This window comes from Candidatus Chromulinivorax destructor (assembly GCF_003366055.1).
Lineage (GTDB): Bacteria > Babelota > Babeliae > Babelales > Chromulinivoraceae > Chromulinivorax > Chromulinivorax destructor.
Map to the genome: position 1 here is coordinate 791,843 of NZ_CP025544.1, position 19,509 is coordinate 811,351.

Here is a 19,509-nt window from a genome sequence, read left to right on the forward strand (position 1 = left end):
TGTATAAAAAACACGCTCTTGTATAAGCAGTAATTTATTATGCAATTTGAAAATTTAAAAGTATAAAATCCTTGAATTAATTCATGTTGATTTGGTATGATGATTTCAGTCATGAATATTCATAGTAAATAGTTTAATAAAAAAAGGGGAATACGTATGAATTTTTATAAAAATTTTTTGTATGGTTTAATTTTAGTGTCATGTATAGGTGGGTCTATTTTTGCAAAAGGCGGACATAAAAGTGGTGATACAACTATTATATTAAATACACCATCTGATGGTGCATATTATGCACTTTATAAACAGGATGTTATGTCAAAAAAAATTACTTTCTTTTATCCTGATCCAAACACTACAAACCAATATACGTTTAACCCAAAAATTAATGATTCTCAATGGTTTAATCTTGTGGTTTATCAAAATAACACTACCATTGTAAGTCGCTTTCACAATGGTAGTAGTTTTGCAAATCATCGTTATTGGGATTGGACAGTTGATGGTTTTGGTAATGAAACACTAGATCCTCGATAACAAATAATTACTATGCAATGTGATTAAAATATTCAATTTAATGGATTAATTTTAATAAATAATAAGGCTCAACAAAAATATTTTTGTTGAGCCTTATTATTTTATCTTTTTTAAAACTTAATTAAATGGATGTTATTCAAAAGGATTTGTTGCAAAACCAACAAGCTGACACTCGGGTTGAGGTTTAATCTTGTATTTTTCATAGACCATCTGTTGCATTAACTTTGTAAGGTTAATGACATCGCAGCTGGTTGCGGAGTTATTAGTTACGATCATGTTTGCATGTTGATGCGATACAATTGCACCACCAACAGAAAGTGTTCCTTTAACGCCGATCTGGTCAAGGTAATAAGCGACAAAAATTAATTTTTTTTCTGTATCAATTACTTCTTCTGGATGAAAGTTTCTAAAAAAGCTTCCACAAGTATTTTGATAAGGGTAGCGGCGGTTGCGATGGCGAACAATTTCAAGATAGCGACCTTGTGCATGAGCAATCATCAATGCATCAGGCGCTTTTCTCAGTTTGAACGTAGCATCAAGAATAAAATATTCTTTTTCTTGCAGTTTAGACTGGTCGTACCCAAACTGAAACCAGTTGGTATCGACCGTCATAATTTCTAGAGTTGTTTTGTGAATAAGTGTTGCTTGTACAATAAACTGCTCGAGCAAGAATTCATAATAATGAAGATTAATATAGACAGCACCTCCAACATTTCCAGGAATACCGCTAAACTCTTCTAGACCTAGAATCATATGATCAAAGCAAAGTTTAATAAGCGCATCGATAGATAATCCAGCACCTGCTTTTACAAATACCTGATCATCGTGCGCTGATGATGAAATAACTTCAAACGTGGTAATGTTAGGACGAATAACCAGTCCAGAAAATCCATCATCGCTGATTAAAATATTTGCACCACCACCGAGAACAAAAACTTCTAAAGCATTAATTTTTGCAAACTGCAGTGCTTGAGCAAAGGAATCAATAGATGTTGGCTCTGTATAAAATCGAGCTTTGCCACCAGTTCTAAAGGTATTTTTATCTGCAAGAGGTACATTTTCTTGGATGAAAAATGGTAGCACATGCGCTTGATTTTCAACCGTTAACATAACATGATTCCTTTACGCTTCAAATTTTTATGAGCTTGTTAATGACTATTTGCGCAATGATGAGCGAGAGTCTCTTTCGACAGTTTGTTTGGTTGCAACAAGCATTTGGCAATGCTGACTGCAACTATTACCAAGGCGTTCTATGCATGGTTGGCAACTTGTGTAATGTTTGTTACACATTGCATTTAAGCAGTTGGTGTAATCATCAGATTTTGTGTCGCAGTGCAAGCATGTTGAAAGGATATCAGCATTTGCTCGTACCGTAATACGTTCGTCAAATACATAATTTTTGCCACGAAAGTGTCCGTTTGGAAACTTTTCGATATAACGATGGATGCCACCATCGATTTGGTATACATTTTTAGCAATATCTTTTTGTACTAAGAATGCTGAAGCGCGTTCGCAACGAACCCCACCAGTACAATACATTAAGACTTCTTTATCTTTATATCGTTCTAAATTTTTTTCTACGTATTCAGGAAATTCTCTAAATGTTTTGATGTTTGGTAATTCTGCGCCGGTAAATTGGCCAACTTGCCATTCATAATCGTTGCGAGTATCAAGTACAATTAAATTATCTGGTCTATTTGTCAGTAGTTCATGAACTTGTTCAGGAGTTAAGTGTTTGCCAGTATCTTTAACCGTTACTTGGGATGGATCGACTCCAAGGCGAACAATTTCGTTTTTAATGCTGATCTTTAATTTTGGAAAAGATTCAGAGCCGCCGTCAGCAGTTTTAAAATCAATGTCTTGAAACAGTTCATGAGCATTCATCGCGTCAATATAGTTTTGGCAGGCTTGGTCTGTTCCACCAATAGTACCATTGATGCCTTCGTGAGCAAGAATAATACGGCCTGTTAAGTGTAGTCCTTCGCACAATGATCGTTGCCAATTTGCAATCTCTTGCGGATTTTGGATGTTGATGTATTTATAATAAAGTAAAATTGTTCCCATTGACGAAAGCCTCTGTTTAAAGGGTTATTAGCTACACTATAATTTCAGTATATCATGCTGAAAAATAGTCGTCTACTGACAAAATCGATATGAAAAAAAGAAAAAAATATAGAGCTTTGTTTGTATGCAATTATGGTGAGGCGTTGTTGTATCTTTCTAATTGAGATATAATTATATTTATAAGGTTAAAAACTATTCAAATTAAAAATGTCGTTGAGTTCTAAAGTAAGGAAAATTCATGAACAACTCTCAGAAAATAGTAGTTGGTTTTGGTTTAATTATGGTTCTTGTAGCTGGAGTCTATCTACAATTTGGCAAAAAAGCTGAAATTCTTGATGAACAAGGCCGCACAAGTTTGTATCAAATTATTCAAACCAATGATATTCAAGCTGTGCAAGATTGTATTTTATCTGGCAGCAATGTTAATCATGTTGATGCAAACGGCATGACGCCATTACAGTTTACCACACAGCTAAGAATCCATAAAAATAGCGGTGAAATAGCTCAATTATTGATTGATGCGGGTGCTGACACAACGCTGAAAAATGAAGCAGACTGGACATTACTCCAGATGGCTGTTAACAAACGAAATGAATTTGTTGCAGGTGCTTTAATTAAAGCAGGGCTTGATGTTAATGTGCAAGATCCAGTTGATGGTTGCACTCCATTGCATACAGCTGTGATTCAAGCGTGTACTGCAGCGATTAAAGATTATCAAGGTTTGATTAGCTGTCCTTGTTGTGTTGAGAAAATGTTTACTAAATCCTTGGCAATTGCACAGTCAGTTTTGAATGCAGGTGCTGATACAACAATTAAAAATAAAAATGGTCATACAGCGCAAGATATTATTGAAGTTATGTTTGCAACCGTAACGCTTGGTCAAGATGATACATTAGTACAACCTACTGTGTATTACGATGTGCAAGCATTAGTGGATAAACCAGAAGATTTTGATACGAAAGTGGCATTGAAATTCCAGGCATTGAGAGATATTTTTATTGCATAAACTAATGTCATAAAATTATATGTATAAAATAAGAAAGCGGTTCTTAGAAATAAGACCGCTTTTTTTATGACTAGGTTCTGTTGAGTTTTGTAGTTAACCTTTAAATTACTTACCATAAGCCTACGCTTGCGCTTTTGCGATCGTGGTGGCGGCGGCAACTATCTGATGTTTTATAAAATTTTAGCGATTCATCCCCGCCGGGGTCTCGTTTTCCGGAGTTTTTGTAAAAAACGTAGGATGTTTTTGTTATTGTTTTTTATTTATTTTAAAAACTCAACGGAACCTATATTTTTATGAAAAAACTTTTAATTAAAGATAATAATGAATTTATATAATTATTTTGTTTAACTGATGTTATATCAGTTGTTACATGAACATAGTTCCGTTCATCGATCACAATATATATCTGTGAAGTTTTATCTTCATGCATTTTTTTAATGTTAAAGAGACATTGCATAAAGTTTTTTTTAGATAGAATTAATTTGCCTGTTGTAGGCAAGCACAGTTCATCATTGGTTGCAAGATCATAAACGCTGAAAAGTTGAATATTTTTACTCTGTTTATGGCAAAAAAGTTGATTGGTTGTCCAGCATTGCAGGTAGGAGCTTTTATAAAAAGTGAGCAACTGTTCAAGACTTGTTTGGTCACTTTTTACCAGCAGTGAAAGTAGATAAAAATCATGATGCATCGATTCAGATGTTGTATAAGTATCTATTGAACTGTTTTTTGTTAATAAAATGTATTTGATGCTATTCATAATTTATTCTTTTTTAAAAAGAGGATAAGCATCGATGATGTTATTATTAGTATCAAATATCATCTGTATATGCATGCCTTGGTCAGTTATTCCCACAACAGTTTTTTGTATAATTGCCTTATGATCATTAATAATCGTAGATATTGGTGCAATGACATTGTTTGATGCTTGTACAATTTGTTCAAGAACAAAGTCTTTAGTCCAGGTTGGGTTAAAAAAAGTTGTCAGATATGGGATGTAATTTTCATGTGGAGCTGTTAAAAACCCTTGTATCGTTCCAAATTTATCAGTTTTTTTATCAAGAATCGTAATGTTTTCAGACCGCTCTAGCTGGTTACGATAATCATGGTGAAGTAAAGGGATCCAGATAGCTTTAATTTTTGACCAGTCATCAGTTGGAATAACTTTTATGATCGGATTAAATAAACCTTCAAGTTTAAATTGAATGCAGTTACAGATTACATCTGATTGATGATGAGCTATATGTGATATTTGTATAGCCGTGTGGATATGGCTATTGCTTGATTGGTTCATAGTATTGCGTGATGAAAAATGTGATGAATGGTTATCAGCATCAGATTTTAGCAGAAACTATGAAAGTTCCAACTTTTTTTTGTAAGGAACTGACTGCATACTATATATTGAGCCGGTTAACTACCTGCGCAACTTGAATAAACTGTTCAATCCAGTCGTCATTTCTATTTTTAGTTTCACAGATACATGCTAAATATATAAGTCGTATAAAAGAAAAATCTCGTAACTGTTGTTTATCAAGTTGTAATTCATCACTCAGCCGATTAAGCCTGTTTTGTAGAATATCTTGTATTGTATCGTGTAAAAGTAAAAAGTCTGTTGGGCTTGTGAGAAATGATGCTGCTTCGTAAGTAAGTGGCCCGACGCTTGCCCATGGGTCAATTGCAATGAATTCATTATCATTTTGCAAAATGTTTCTACAATGCAAATCACCATGTAATAAATATTCAGGGGTGTCTGATCTAAATAATTGACCATAGAGATTACAAGCTTTTTGCAGGAGGTGCGCTGGAATTTTTGTAAAATTATAAGAATGTAACAAAAAAAGTTCATCTTCAAGCTTTACGTAATGAGCAACTGTAAGATGTTTTGGGGATGCGTGAATTCTTTTAAAAACATCTACAAAAGCTGAGATAGCAAGGTTGTCATCTTGCGTTATGCATAAATAATCAGCGAGCGTTATATTTGATGGAATGTATTGCAAGAGTAATGCAAAATGTTCAAGATCATAATCAAGTAACTCTACCATGCCATTACCTTGAAAATATTCTAACGCTTTGCATTCATCATTTGATTGACCAATTTTAATAATTATATCTTGTTGATACAGCTCACTATATGCATGAGCTATGTAATTATTAAATACTGATGGATATGAAATAGGAGCTAACCCATGCAATTGCCATTTTTTAGTCAGATACGTAATGCTATTTTCAAGACCTATTGAAAGTTTATGACAAGATGAATCGGGAGTGTCAAAAACTATAGTATTTGAATGCTCATGACTTTGTATCATAACAATATGTAAACATAATAACATCATGCGGATATGTGTCAGAAATTTCATACATTCCAATCGTTATAATTTGATTACCTACCTTAATTTTTAGATTACTATACTTTGCTTGTACAAGATATATCAAGCGTTATATAAAATATTTTATATGCCAACCATTTGTCAAAAGTTTCTATTTGAATTATTGTGTTTGTAGATAGATGTTTAATTTAGAAATATATATAAAAGTTCATAATATGATTAAAAAATATTTCGCAATAACTTTATTAATGCTTGCAACCTCAATAGAAGTAGTTCAATGTAAGAAATTAAAATCAAATTAATATAAGGAGATTTGATGCAGTTATTTTTAGTTACTAATCTTATTGCTCTTGCATTATTTCATGGAAATGTCGATCATATCATGAACAAAGAAGAGATATGTAATCAAGAAGTCATCATGAGTGATGGTATTTTAAATTACGTAGCATCAAGGGATTTACCAGATGTTATAGAAGTTCTTTCTGATAACTATAAATGGTTAGGTTATTGTGATGCACAACATATTATAAAATCTATGAAGCTACGAACTGATGATCAGCCTGATCATGAAGTGTTTAAAGTTTTACGTGTAGAAAATAAAGTAGTTGGCTTGATAATGTATGAGTCTTATCATTTTCAAGATAGGGGTAATATTAGTCGCTTAGCTGTTCATAAAGATTTTTGTAATAAAGGTTATGCTTCTCAATTATTACAATATGCAATTGATGATATGAGATCGCATGCAATTTCTGACGTTAGGTTGTGTTGTCATCGAGAAAATGAAAAAGCTTTAAGTTTATATGAAAAAAAGTTTAATTTTCATATAAATATGCCTGAGTGGTTACATCTGAGTCTTGATTTATCTTCAATATAGTTACTTGCATGGTATGCTTTTAAACATCCAGGGATATAATTTTACGAAAAAAAACCTGCTGTGAAATTCAATTCACAACAGGCTTTTTTATTATGTACTATTATTTTTTAGGCAGTCTGATCTGTTGTTTTTAATCTGCGAGCAATTTCATCTTTAAGAGCTTGGGCGCGAGTAGATGGCCCAGGATGAGTTGGTCCATTACAAAAATCATGCCACCAGCGAAGCAATGGATTTTTTTTAGCATCTTGTTTTTCTTGTAAATCATTTTCATCATACATTTCAAAATATGCTTGAATTATTTTTCCAAGCGTTGAATCAACTTCAACAAAAGGTGATAATTCTTTATCTTCTATATTCCATAATGGGTCGACTTCTTCATTTTCAAAAAATGATACGCCTCCATATAAAGCCTCTAACTCTGCATTGTTAGCAGCAAAAGCATCAGCATTTGTTTTTTGGTAGCGTGATACTGCCATTGAAGTAAGAAAATTTCCTACTTGTTGGTAGCATTCTATGATAAAAATTCGATACGCTATCGCCATTTCAATTGAATACTTAGCTCCTAGCTCTCCTTCTGAAAATAGTTCAAATCCTATAAATCGATTTATACGAGTAAAAAATGCGCTGTTTTTGTTTGCTTGTTGTTCCAATGATTGATAAAAATATTCATTGCTTAATTCTTTGTATAAAGCTGTAGCAGCATGCAGTGAAGTAATCATTGCAAAAGTTGTTAACAATCTAACTGCTATGTCATTATGTTCAATGTGACCTGCTTCATGTAAAAGAATGAACTCATATTTTGCTAATATGAATTTTTCTTCTTGAGTGACTAAGTTTTCAGAACAGGCTTCATTGTTTTCATGTGCTACTATTTTTTTATAAATATTTTCAATTTCTTCTAAGTCTTTTTCAGAAGCATAAATGTTGTGAAACGTTGAACACCATTGCATATATTTTTTTGGAAAATTACGCCATGTTTGTAAAAATAACTTTTGTTCAAGGTGAGCTTGCGGGTATTTTTGAGTCATAGCTTCATACCAAAGTTGAGCAAAAGGATAGTCTGTTTCAACAAGGTGCTCTTCTTTGACTAAGTATGTTGTGATTGCATAGTTAGTAGCTCCATACATAGCTAACATAACTGCTGTAATTGCAGTATTTATAATGAACTCTTCTCTTGGGGTACAGGATAATTGAGAGTACTCAATCATCTCTTGTTTTGAAAGTTCTGCTTGTATTGGTAGGTAGACTAAATTAGCCCCCAAAATGAAAAATAGAAGTTTTAATTTTATTGTATTCATAGATAAGTCCAATTGCTTTACATGGTTTTTAATTTTTATGTAAAAAAGGAGTATGTTTTACCATACTCCTTTTAATTTTTATCAGACGTTTACTCAGAAAAAAAACTTATTTTTCTTCTTTGTACATAACGTGACGACGAACGACTGGATCATATTTTGATAATTCAATACGTTCAGTTGTGTTTGCTTTATTTTTGTAAGTCCAGTATCTGTGCGGACTTTCAGAACTTTTTAGTTTGATAATCTGACGATTACCTTTTTTTGCCATGGGAATATTCCTTATCTGAGCAACTATTTTATAGTTTTTAAATTCAAAATTATATATTTAATATACCTTGAACTTTATGGTTTGTCTATGGTCTTTGTAGTTGTTTTTTGTAGAAAACCCGCTGATATTTGTAGCTTAGGATCTTTTTTCGTATACTAAAACCTAAAGATAGAGAATTTTTTAGCTTAAAAGGCAACTTATGAAAATATCAGTTAACTGGATGCTCGATCATATCGCAACGCCAATATCAAAAATTGATGTCGGTCTTATTGTTGCAAAATTTAATACACGCACCGCTGAAATTGAACATTATGAACAACTTGCATTAGATGTAGACAATTTATTTTTGGTACGTATTGAGTCGATTGATCCATCAGGCTGTATCGCGTGGTGTGATGAACTAAAAATTTCACTCAAACTATCTTTCCGTAACGATATTTGTGTTGATCAACTTGTATTTATTCGCAGAGATGGCAATGAGTTTAGCTGGGAAGCTTTAAAAAAGTATAGTGCAACAAAAGAAGGTCTTTTTCCGGCAGTTGATTGTGAAGATGTTTTAGTTGCAGGTGAGTGGAAAAAGTATATCGAAGATGTTGATTGTATTTTAGATGTTGATAATAAATCAATTAATCATCGCCCTGATTTATGGGGCCATCGTGGGATTGCTCGTGAAGTTGCAGCGTATATGGGTTGGCAATTAAAACCACTTGAGTCAATGATTATTCCTGTCCCGAGCATTACTGCAGAAAAAAAAGTTGATGGATCATCACAAAAAACTTTATCAGTCGAAATTGATGATGTGAATCTTTCACCACGTTTTGCAGCATTGTATTGTCATCAAATCGAAAACAAAGCTTCCCAAATTTGGATGGCAATGCGTTTGGCTCGTGTTGATAGTCGTCCAATTAATACTGTTGTTGATTGTACTAATTATGTGATGTTTGATATCAGTCAACCAATGCATGTATTTGATGCAGTAAATTTTCCTGACAAAAATCTAACAGTTCGTCGTGCAGCATCTCATGAAAAATTAGAGCTGCTTGATGGAACTAATATTGCACTGACGCAACAAGATATAGTTGTAACCGATGGTAAGAATCCAGTAGCGCTTGCAGGCGTTATGGGGGGCAAACAAGCAAGTTTTTCAACCAAAGCAACCTCAATTATTATTGAAGCTGGATCATTTCATGCATCAATGGTTCGTAATAGCGCAACTCGTGTTAAGCATGTAACAGAGTCTTCAACTCGATTTTCAAAACAACTTGACCCCATGCAAAACACAACAGCTTTATTACGATTCCTTGCGCTTGCAAGCCAAGCAGGGGTTTTAGATGCAGTCAGTGAGCCGCTTGTTTGCGTAGGAAAAGTTGTTCAAGACAGTGTGATTGTGGTAACTCATTCATTTATAGAAAAACGCCTTGGTACCAAAATTTCATCTGAGCAAGTACGAACTTTATTAGAGTCTATTTGTTGTGGTGTCAGCATGGTAGAAAAAGAAGATGATAACATATACCATGTAACAGTTCCAACGTATCGTACAACCAAAGATATCTCGATTCCAGAAGATATTGTAGAAGAAATTGCTCGTTTGTACGGGTTTGAAAATATTGCGTATCAACGACCAGCTCGCTTGATGAAGTCATTTGATCTTTCAGTTGATGAAAAAATACGAAAAATTAAACAACATTGCGCTTTTGCCATGAAAATGCGCGAAGTTCGTGATTATCTATTTTATGATGAATCATTCTTAAAGCGTCTTGGCTGGTACCCAACTGATGCTGTTGCTATTAAAAATCCAGTTTCAGAAAATTGGAAAGTTTTAGTAACCTCGTTAATTCCTCATTTAATTAAAAACGTTGAGTTAAATAGTCATAGTCATGAACAAATAAATTTATTTGAACATAATAATATTTGGCGTGAACTTTCTGCAACCGAATCGGTAGAACGCAAAGCTTTATCAGGAATATTTTTTGGAAATGCTCATAAAGATTTTTATGATTATAAAGCCCAGCTGGTTGATTTATTTAACTCTTTAGATTTACCCGTTGTATGGGCAAAAACTCAAGGCAACATGGATCCATGGTTTGATCAATTGCAAACTGCAGATCTTATCATTGATGGTGTTAAGATTGGTCGTGCAGGGATGTTATCAGCAGCTTTTGTAAAAGGGGTTGTTAAAGGCAAAGGGTTTGTCTTTGAATTAAGTTCAGACTTAATGATTGCGTATCCAGTAGCTGCTAAAAAATATACACCATGGTCAAAGTACCAGGCTGTTTGTGTTGATATCAGCATGCTTATTGATGCGGATAAAACTGCAGACATGGTAGCTGCAACGATTAAAAAAGTTGATGATTTAATTATTAATGTAGAGCTGGTAGATTTCTTTGAAAAAGAGTCTTGGGGTGATAAGCGTTCGTTAACAATGAGGTATACAATTTCTGACTTTAAGCAAACCTTAAGCAAAGAAGTTATCGATACAATTACCCAAAAAACACAGCAAGCGATTATGAATCTTGGAGGCGAAATCCGCTAATGAATATTCGATCAAAAAAAATGTATCTGGTTGTAGCATCGTTTATTATTGCGCTTGATCAGCTGGTAAAACAGTATGTTGTCAACTCATTACCTCATTATACTCTCAATGATTATTTTGCGATTGATTTAGTTTTCAATCGGGGTATCTCGTGGGGGTTGTTGCACTCTGATAATCCAACAGTGTTTGCGTGTGTTAATAGTGCAGTACTGTTTGTCATCGCATCATTAATAATTCATAGCATTGTTCGCATGATGCAGAAAAACTGTATTATTGGTGAAGTCGTGGTCTTTGCAGGTGCAGTTTCTAACTATATTGATCGTTATTATTATGGTGGCGTTATTGATTTTATTTCGATTTCGTATCAGGACTGGTGTTTTCCAGTTTTTAATCTAGCAGATATTTTTATTGTTTGTGGAGTTGTGTTGATGTTGCTCTTACAATGGCGCAAATCATCATGAAATTATGCACATATATTGCAACATTGGGGCCGGTAGGATATCTACCTGCCCCAGGTACTATGGGAAGCTTGGCAACATTACCTTTAGTCTATGCAATTTCATCGCTGTTCATGCTTGATCAATGCATTTTTATTTTGTTTTTTTCAATTATTTCATACTTTGCGATAAAAAAAGCGTTACCATATTTTGTGTCACATGATCCATCGCACATTATTCTTGATGAAGTTATTGGATGCCTTGTAACTTTTATTGGTATAGATTTTTCTTGCCAATCATTGGTTGTAGGTTTTTTTCTTTTTCGTCTGTTTGATATTCTTAAACCTTTTGGGATTAAGAATATAGAAAAAATAGGTGGAGCATGGGGTGTTATTCTTGATGATGTTATTGCAGGTTTATTTGCCAATATAATTTTACGATTATTAATTGTATAAGCTTTCATAGATTCTATTGTTTTACGTGTGAGAAGAGTTACATACTGGAGATGAATAGGCTTGTCTTAAAAATAAATCTATGAAAGATTCTTGCTATATGATTCATCTGTATCTACAAAAACTGTACACTTTTTTCACCTATTTTATTGCGCCGCCATACTGCTTGTTTTGTAAACAATCGATGCTCGAACGGCAAGCTTTATGTTCAACATGTTTGATAACAGTCTTGCCCATTGTGCCGTACGATTTTCATATTGGTCGTCATCAAGATGTCAAAGTGTATGCAATGGCTGCGTATAAAGATCCGTTGCGTAAGCTCATTGTTGCAAAGCATTTTAATAACGCAATTCCTTCATGGTATCTTGCTAAAATGATGTGTGAACAATCAATTTTACAGTACTTAGAATTTGATATAATTGTTTTTATTCCTTTGCATTGGACTCGCTATGCTGCTCGTGGCTTTAATCAGGCAGAAATTATCGCACAAGAAATAGGTCGGCATACGGGTAAGCCGGTGATTCCATTATTAATTCGATCCAAAAAAACCCAATTTCAAGCAAGTTTGTCAGTTGATCAACGGGCAGCAAATTTGAATAATGCATTCTCTCTTAATCCAAAATATCAGCATCAGATAATCGGTAAAAAGATAGTAATTATCGATGATCTTTTTACGACTGGTTCAACGGTAAAAGCAGCAGCGCAGCTTATTTTTCTGCATAATCCATTAAAAATTACTGCTTTTGTGGTTTGTCGGGTTGTTTCATAATAAAGTATTGCAGTTTGAATATTCTTATTGGTACAGTAAGACTATATATAAGGAGCTTTGTTATGAACTATATACGTAAATTTATTGTATGCCTGATCATGATTATTTCAGTTGATAGATCGTATTGCTACAATGCTGCAAAAGTAAGAAAACTTAAAGCTGCAGCTGCTGCAAAAAATTCTAACCAAGTTTCAAAATTTCCAGCAGCTGACTTTCGTGGAATGCAGTTAGATGAAAATTTTGATGCTCATGGATTTCATATGCCTGGGGTGCTTTTCTTGCCATGCACACCAACTGATACTAATAAAGATACTCCTATGGTGTGTGTTCCAGGTCAAGCCTCAAAGCTCAAGGGCATTAATCTTGCGAGTGCTAATATTTCTAATGGATCGTTTGATGGAGCTGACATGGAAGGTGCAGACCTTACTGCTACGAATTTTAATCAAGGTTCAGCAATTGGGACTAATTTAAAAAATGCAAAAGTTTCTGGACTTCAAGCGCAAGATACAACTTTTTGTAATTCTATCATGCCTGATGGTAAAAAATGTGACGACAAGCTGAAAGTATGGAAAGGGCAAGGAGTTACTCTTGCGTGTAATTGTGGGTAATGGCACGTTGTGATTACAATAGTTTTTTCAGCGTACTTTCTAAAAGATTTTTGCAAGGATAGGCTTTTTGTGGTAATCTTTCGCAACAAAGTGTATAACTGTAAAATATTTTGATAAAGGAAGTCTGTATGATTATTTCAAGAACAGAAAAAGGTTCAGTCTCAACTTTTCTATTAGCAGGGTCGCTCTTGTTGTTAACTGGTTGTTTTCAAGATAAAAAAGAACTAAGAGTTGCTGATCAAGTTTGTCTAGCAACTGATAAAGGTGAATTGTTACTATCTATTGATGGGAAGCCTGTTTTATACGCACAAGATTTTGAAGAACAAAAAGCAATGGCAATGCAGTCAGAGCCACGCTTGCAAATGATTTTACAAATGGTTCCAGACGCAGAATATACCATGATATTTAAAAGCCTTGAAGCTGCATATGTTATAAAAGAATATATACATCGCCAAGGTATTGATGAAACGCCTGAATTTAAAAAAACATTACGTGATGCTCAAGAAGCGTTTTTGATCCAAATGTGTATGAAAGCATATCAAGATGCACATCCAATTACGGTAACAAAAAAAGAAGCTCAAGATTATTACAACGCGCATAAATCAACAATTCAAGGGCTTGCAACAGCTCCAGCTGGAATTGAAGTTATTGCTGTAAAATTTGATAAAAAAGAAGATGCTGAAAATTTTGCACAAAAAGCTAAAGATGGATCAAAAAAACATTTTGAAGCTGCAGCAAAAGAGCTAGGTCTTACTGTGTTACCAATGGTTATTAGCGACGAAAGTTATGCTGATGAAGTTGTAAAATCTGTTGCTTTATCTGCAACGAAATTTCCATCAAAAGAAGTTGTAAAAACAACTGATGGTTCATATATGGTTCTTGGTATGATTAGCAAAAAAGATGCAGAGTATCATAGCTTTGATTTACCTGAAGTTGAAAAAGGTATCACTGATATGTGTATGAATGAAAAAAGAGAAGCTGCTCAATTAGCTGACATTGCAAAATTCAAAGAAGAATTTAATGTTGTAGAGCATAAAGCATATTTTGAAAAAAAATCTGAAGCAACTGCACAGATGCACAAAGCTTTACAACAAGCGCATAATGCGGCAATGAATGCTGATCAATCAGCAGATGATGTAGAAATGATTGAAGAAGATGTTCTATTTCAAGATAAGATCTAATTATGGTTGATTACAAAAAAATATTCATACTATTTTTAACTCTGCCTGCTTATATGCAGGCAGAGTTTATGCTTTTTGATCAGGGTCATACGGTTGTAAGTGGTCCAGTTGCTGACGTTATGATTACTCATTGTGATGTGTATGAAAAACGCAGCTTGGATGGTAAGCATGTTTCGCTTAAAGATCGTATTGACATGATTATTATTGAGCAAGAAATCAAAGAATCAAAAATGCCTATCGATGAAACTGCGCCAGAAAAATATATTGCCAATATTAAAAAAGAGCATAATTTAACTGACGAAGATTTAGAAGAGCTTGCAGGACAATGCGGTTGCACGTTGCTTGAAGTTAAGCAACTTTTAGGCGCTCAGTACATGAGAGATTTTTTACTCTGGCATAAATTTAGAGCGCATTTAGTTCCAACAGATCAAGCAATTGAAGAATATTGTAACGAGCATCCTGAAGTTGAACCAGGGTTTTGCTCTATTCTTGTAGCTTTTGTTGATTATACAGATGATACAAAAGAAGAAATTCATACGATTATCGATGATGTTGTAGCTGCAAAAATTGATACGAATGATCTTATTAGTTGGAGTGATCCAATTAAAGTTGATATGGATAATATTGCAGATGATAAGCTATTTATAAAAGATTTACAAGTTGGCCAGATAGCTGTTATTGACGATAAATCTGTTTTTGAACTTTATAAATTAGTTGAAAAACAGGATGAAAGATTAGTTCCAGTACAAGCTCGTAAAGCTTTAGTTATTGATCTTTTAAATCGCGAGATGTATGAAGATTTATTAACTAACTATGAGCAACATATGCGAGATAATGTTGCGATTATTCATTTAGTGCCGACTGAATCTGTGGCATAAATAATAAAAAATAAAAGAATAAAAAAGAGCTCATGTAAAAGTGAGTTCTTTTTTTGTAATAAAGAGGTGTTCACCTTTTGTTAAGATTTAAAAAGCCTGGTACTATCAATAGTAGAAAAAAGTTTGAAAAATTTTAACAAAAAATCCTTATGAATGTATATCTTAAAATTATTATAGTATCCTTCTTTGCTTGTAATCTTCAAGCAACATTGCTTGTTGTAAAAAAAGAAAATGATCATTTTGTTTGCTTGGATGAATCAGATAAATTAAACCACGATGCAATTGGAGATGTTTTTTTACGTTACGAATGGCCAATGGTAATAACAAATAGTTCATTAACTGAAAATGAAAAAAATGAACTATTAAGCTCAGATCAAGAATATGCCGAAGAAAAATTTATTCGTAAAAAATTACAAGAAATAGATCCAACGTATGATGTTGTTTTTATACCCACTTCATTATATGAGATGTTTGTTGTGTCAAAATACTATGATGATATGACTCATGTTGTACAAAAAATGTATGGAAATTTAACTTCTGGTGATTTTTTTAATCAATATTATAGAGTGCTTGATGATAATAATACTCTCGATCAAAATCATCAAGAATCTAATCATAATAATACCATGGATCAAAATCATCAAGAATGTAATGATAATTTTCTTTGTCAAGGTTATATGTTATACGATGAAGACAGTTTTTTAGTTCAAGATTATATAAAAAATTATGCAAATCAAGATCATACAGAATATAGTGATTGCTACATTTTTTTTAGAGACGTCTATGATTGTTTTGGTCTAATATATAATGCATGCATAAAATATATAGCATGTTCGATCACTTTTAATCAGCATAATATATATTTAGATAAAATAATAAATGATCGTGATCTGACGTACCATGAAAAGTATGAAAAAATACATTCATTATTTAAAAAAATTAATAATAAATATTACCCTGAGACGTTTTTGTATTTTAACAATAGAGTAACTCAACTATTATTTCAGAAATATCCTAATTTATCTTTATCTGCTAATGGAGATGAAATATCTAAAAAAATTGAACTGAATTTAGATCAAATTACAATGCTTTTTTCAGATAACAGACTATTAGATATGGGCATTGATTTTCATTTGATTTCTCAAGTTATGTTACTTGAATATGAAGCAAGAAAATTAAATAAAGCATTATTATTTCGTGGAACATCAAAAAAAATTCAATGTATAGAAGGTGAAAATATTACATTGATTGATTCGACCATGATTGGTTCGACTATCTATGATTACTCATTGTATACGTGTATTGAAGAAATAAATCAAGAACTATGTAGCCGTAAAGATTCTATTGAGCCTTATTCAATTTCATTTGGAAATTCATTGTTTGCAGGCTTGCTTCATGATCCATATGCATGTGCATGTAAATTTTTGAAGAATTCCGGGCAGGGTTATAGTTTATTTATTAATAAAAAAGATTATATGGAGCATCAATGTTCTGATTTATTTTATATAGCGCCGCTTAATACGATTGCCGGGTTGTTTGGTTGGGGTGAGTGGTTTCATTCTCGTTCAAAAGCTGCAATAGTAGATGGCGATCAATCAAAATATATTCATGTTCATGGTATTCTTTCAAATGGTCTTATGGATACAGCAAACATAATTTTAGTTACAAGAGATCCGTTTGAGCATGCAGAACTTTTTTCACAGTACCTCGCTGATAATATGCGTTATATAGAGCGATTTGCTGATGACTGTCGTTCTCAAGAAATGATTAATTATGCAGCAAATCAAAAAACAGCTGCACAATATTATTTTATACTCAAGACTTTGCATGAATTAGGATTTTAGTTTATGCATGCTATTGCGTATTAAATTGTTGTTTGTTTGCTTGGTTATTTATTATAATTATTTATATGAGAAATTTTTTAATCTTCAAATGAAAAAATTATTATGAAAAAGCAAACAATACTATCAGTAGTATTTTTAATTACTGGTATATTTAAAAATACGCAGGCTTCAGAATTTAAAAATATCGTCAAATCTCAAAGTCCTGTAATTGCAAATGATCATCATCAATCTTACCAATATGCAGATGGATCTGGTGTTATAAAATTAAGCAATCATAATTCTGTACGAAAAATTGATACTATAGGAAATACTTTAGATATCAAACCTGCGCACCAAGGATGGAAAGAGCTTAAGGTTGTCAATAAAGAGAATGAACTTCTAGGCCGATATGATATTAATCCTCAAGGTGAGATTTGTTATAAACAGAATGGAGTTCCTGTAGAAGATAAAGTGTTACTATTTTTCCTAACTGAGCTTGTCAGCAAGTTAGATGCAATACCTGTACCAGAAAATTTATAAAATGTATTATGATATTTTAATAGTTAAAGTTATTGTTTTTTTAACTATTAACTTGTATGACAATTCTAAGTAAAAATAAATTTAATTAATTTTTCAATAAAAAAGGATGAATTATGAAAAGTAAAAAATTAACAATGATAGCATTTTTAATGTTCTTGGCTGTTGGGTCACAAAAATTGCAAGCTTCTTCAGAATTTACATTTGATAAGCATGGAGTGGGAATTGATAGAGTTGGAAATAGATATCATAGTAATGCAGATGGTTCAGATGTGATAAAAATGGTAACAGGTATTTTACGTAAAGCTAATACTTCTGGACATGCTTTAGATTATAATGATGTTGATGCGGGCTGGAAGATGTTAAAAGTTGCTGATAAAAACGGGAATGCTTTAGGTCGATTTGAAGTTGATCCTCAAGGAGTTGTAGGTTATCCTAGACTGTTTTCTACTGATCCAGTAAAACCAATAGAAGATCCAGTTAAACAGATTTTATTGAATGAACTTGCAGCAAAATTAGATGCAATTGAGGTCCCGGCTCATTTATAAAAATATTGTTATTAAATAAAAATAAAAACCCGACATAATACGTCGGGTTTTTTGATATAAATTTACAAAATGAGTTCGTATTACTTTTTTATTCGTTACCTTGTTCACCCATATCATTTTGAAGCTGTAATGTTTTTTCAATCAAACTTGCAGATTTGCCTTTTAAGGTTTCTTTCGATTCAAAGTAAACTTTTAAAAGTGTTTGTAAGTCCATTTCTGTTGATAAAAAGTTACGATGCGTTCGTACCGGCATATCTCGAATAGGAACAATTGCAACAAGGTGCATACAGTGGCTACATGCCATTTGAATTTTTTTTACATCAACAAGATCGTGAGCACTTTTAGGAAGCTTATACGTAATTTTCACGATGGTATCTTTTAGGTGCCGTTTTTTTATTTCAGCTAATATTTGTAAGGTCTGATCTTCAGTTTCGTTTAAAATCACATCAATTTGAATGAATGGACGTGTGTTGAGTTGAATAAATTCAAATGATGTTTGTTTGTCGTCTGAAATTGAAACGACACAAAAGCCTTTTTCTTCTTTTCTTTCTCCAAAGTCGATGCGATCAATAGAACCTGAATAAACGATAGGAATTCCTCCTTCGTTAAGGTTTTGAAATCTGTGCAGATGCCCAAGCGCTACATAATCAAACGGTGCAATTGCAAGTTGCGATGGCATAAGAATTGGATCTTGGCCATAAATAGCTTTACGTTCTGAGCCAGAAAAAAGTCCGTTACTGACCGTCAGGTGACCAGCAAGAATTGCAGGCATGGTCTGATCAAGCTTTGCAGCAAGCGAGCTAATAATTGAAGCTAATGCTTCTGAGATTTGTTCGGTAATATCACACGCGTTGCGAGCAAAATAATCATCTTTTAATGCGATGTTGTGTCGATTGGGCCATGGAATTCCAACAATTTGAATCGGTCCAGATTTTGTTTGTAGGACTAACGCATCAGGTTTTGCAAATACATGCATCCCATCGATAGGCAGACTTGCAAAAATATCAAGTGAATTAGCTTTCCCAAAACTTAATGGGTTATCATGGTTACCAACGACGATAACTATAGGAATGTGTGCTTGATATAGACGTAAAAAACAGCGCATGAGTAATTTTTGTTGTGTTGGGCTTGGTGTTGCTGTTTTATAGGCATCGCCCGAAAACATAAAGAAATCGACATCATGTTCGATTGCGTAATCAATGCAGGTATTAAGAGATTTTTCAAAATCTAAAAGACGAGAATGTATACCAGTTTTCTGGTCAATTTTGCCATAATTTTCCATACCAAAATGGATATCTGCTGTATGAACGAATCGAATCATAATAGGTAAAGCCTTGAGTTATATGCAAAGTATCTTACGTAGTATGAAGTCTAT

The 19,509-nt window shown here is 33.1% G+C and carries 21 protein-coding genes; 13 read left to right on the top strand and 8 right to left on the bottom strand.

Translation table 11 applies throughout. The features are described from left to right. Window positions 1–156: 156 nt before the first annotated feature. Window positions 157–531, top strand: coding sequence for a hypothetical protein (locus C0J27_RS03890; protein ID WP_115585874.1), 375 nt, complete (start codon window positions 157–159; stop codon window positions 529–531). A gap of 132 nt (window positions 532–663) precedes the next feature. On the opposite strand, the gene murB is transcribed toward C0J27_RS03890, so the two are convergent. Together murB and trhO are read right to left on the bottom strand one after the other, a co-directional pair. Then, complete coding sequence (gene murB / locus C0J27_RS03895; RefSeq protein ID WP_115585875.1) at window positions 664–1,641, bottom strand: UDP-N-acetylmuramate dehydrogenase; 978 nt, start codon at window positions 1,639–1,641, stop codon at window positions 664–666. A 45-nt stretch (window positions 1,642–1,686) separates the two neighbouring features. Beyond that, window positions 1,687–2,595: an oxygen-dependent tRNA uridine(34) hydroxylase TrhO gene (gene trhO / locus C0J27_RS03900; RefSeq protein ID WP_115585876.1), complete on the bottom strand. Its 909-nt coding sequence runs from the start codon at window positions 2,593–2,595 to the stop codon at window positions 1,687–1,689. A gap of 238 nt (window positions 2,596–2,833) precedes the next feature. Here trhO and C0J27_RS03905 point away from each other — a divergent pair, with 238 nt between their 5' ends. Beyond that, a complete protein-coding gene (locus tag C0J27_RS03905) occupies window positions 2,834–3,601 on the top strand; it encodes an ankyrin repeat domain-containing protein (protein WP_115585877.1) in 768 nt (255 codons plus the stop codon). A gap of 283 nt (window positions 3,602–3,884) precedes the next feature. Here the strand turns inward: C0J27_RS03905 and C0J27_RS03910 are convergent, their stop codons facing one another. The 3 genes from C0J27_RS03910 to C0J27_RS03920 form a co-directional block, all read right to left on the bottom strand. After that, complete coding sequence (locus C0J27_RS03910; RefSeq protein ID WP_115585878.1) at window positions 3,885–4,358, bottom strand: hypothetical protein; 474 nt, start codon at window positions 4,356–4,358, stop codon at window positions 3,885–3,887. Window positions 4,359–4,361: 3 nt separating this feature from the next. Next, window positions 4,362–4,892, bottom strand: a complete 531-nt coding sequence (locus C0J27_RS03915; protein WP_115585879.1) for an EndoU domain-containing protein — start codon at window positions 4,890–4,892, stop codon at window positions 4,362–4,364. A 100-nt stretch (window positions 4,893–4,992) separates the two neighbouring features. Further along, window positions 4,993–5,958, bottom strand: a complete 966-nt coding sequence (locus C0J27_RS03920; protein ID WP_115585880.1) for an aminoglycoside phosphotransferase family protein — start codon at window positions 5,956–5,958, stop codon at window positions 4,993–4,995. A gap of 286 nt (window positions 5,959–6,244) precedes the next feature. On the opposite strand from C0J27_RS03920, the gene C0J27_RS03925 reads away from it, so the two are divergent. Further along, a complete protein-coding gene (locus C0J27_RS03925) occupies window positions 6,245–6,802 on the top strand; it encodes a GNAT family N-acetyltransferase (protein WP_115585881.1) in 558 nt (185 codons plus the stop codon). Between the two features lie 107 nt (window positions 6,803–6,909). Here the strand turns inward: C0J27_RS03925 and C0J27_RS03930 are convergent, their stop codons facing one another. Further along, on the bottom strand, window positions 6,910–8,100 hold the full coding sequence (locus C0J27_RS03930; protein WP_115585882.1) for a M48 family metalloprotease: 1,191 nt from the start codon (window positions 8,098–8,100) through the stop codon (window positions 6,910–6,912). A gap of 106 nt (window positions 8,101–8,206) precedes the next feature. Beyond that, window positions 8,207–8,368, bottom strand: coding sequence for a 50S ribosomal protein L33 (gene rpmG / locus C0J27_RS03935; protein ID WP_115585883.1), 162 nt, complete (start codon window positions 8,366–8,368; stop codon window positions 8,207–8,209). A 199-nt stretch (window positions 8,369–8,567) separates the two neighbouring features. On the opposite strand from rpmG, the gene C0J27_RS03940 reads away from it, so the two are divergent. From C0J27_RS03940 to C0J27_RS03985, 10 genes are all read left to right on the top strand, one after another. Next, a complete protein-coding gene (locus tag C0J27_RS03940) occupies window positions 8,568–10,901 on the top strand; it encodes a phenylalanine--tRNA ligase subunit beta (RefSeq protein WP_115585884.1) in 2,334 nt (777 codons plus the stop codon). After that, window positions 10,901–11,362 carry a signal peptidase II gene (gene lspA, locus C0J27_RS03945; RefSeq protein ID WP_115585885.1) on the top strand — a complete coding sequence of 154 codons (462 nt, stop codon included), beginning with the start codon at window positions 10,901–10,903 and terminating at the stop codon, window positions 11,360–11,362. The genes C0J27_RS03940 and lspA overlap by 1 nt, the downstream gene beginning before the upstream one ends. After that, window positions 11,359–11,793: a phosphatidylglycerophosphatase A family protein gene (locus C0J27_RS03950; protein WP_162801786.1), complete on the top strand. Its 435-nt coding sequence runs from the start codon at window positions 11,359–11,361 to the stop codon at window positions 11,791–11,793. The genes lspA and C0J27_RS03950 overlap by 4 nt, the downstream gene beginning before the upstream one ends. A gap of 79 nt (window positions 11,794–11,872) precedes the next feature. Then, window positions 11,873–12,559, top strand: a complete 687-nt coding sequence (locus C0J27_RS03955) for a ComF family protein (protein WP_115585887.1) — start codon at window positions 11,873–11,875, stop codon at window positions 12,557–12,559. A 62-nt stretch (window positions 12,560–12,621) separates the two neighbouring features. Then, window positions 12,622–13,167: a pentapeptide repeat-containing protein gene (locus C0J27_RS03960; RefSeq protein WP_115585888.1), complete on the top strand. Its 546-nt coding sequence runs from the start codon at window positions 12,622–12,624 to the stop codon at window positions 13,165–13,167. 128 nt (window positions 13,168–13,295) lie between these two features. Beyond that, window positions 13,296–14,348, top strand: coding sequence for a peptidylprolyl isomerase (locus tag C0J27_RS03965; protein WP_115585889.1), 1,053 nt, complete (start codon window positions 13,296–13,298; stop codon window positions 14,346–14,348). A 2-nt stretch (window positions 14,349–14,350) separates the two neighbouring features. Further along, entirely contained in the window at window positions 14,351–15,226 is an 876-nt protein-coding gene (locus tag C0J27_RS03970; RefSeq protein WP_115585890.1) for a hypothetical protein, read from the top strand. A 149-nt stretch (window positions 15,227–15,375) separates the two neighbouring features. Continuing rightward, entirely contained in the window at window positions 15,376–17,070 is a 1,695-nt protein-coding gene (locus C0J27_RS03975; RefSeq protein WP_115585891.1) for a hypothetical protein, read from the top strand. A gap of 102 nt (window positions 17,071–17,172) precedes the next feature. Continuing rightward, window positions 17,173–17,589, top strand: a complete 417-nt coding sequence (locus tag C0J27_RS03980) for a hypothetical protein (protein ID WP_115585892.1) — start codon at window positions 17,173–17,175, stop codon at window positions 17,587–17,589. A gap of 113 nt (window positions 17,590–17,702) precedes the next feature. After that, window positions 17,703–18,134 (top strand): hypothetical protein, encoded by a 432-nt coding sequence (locus C0J27_RS03985; RefSeq protein WP_115585893.1) that lies wholly within the window; start codon window positions 17,703–17,705, stop codon window positions 18,132–18,134. Window positions 18,135–18,222: 88 nt separating this feature from the next. On the opposite strand, the gene C0J27_RS03990 is transcribed toward C0J27_RS03985, so the two are convergent. Beyond that, window positions 18,223–19,455, bottom strand: a complete 1,233-nt coding sequence (locus C0J27_RS03990; protein WP_115585894.1) for a metallophosphoesterase family protein — start codon at window positions 19,453–19,455, stop codon at window positions 18,223–18,225. Window positions 19,456–19,509 lie beyond the last annotated feature (54 nt).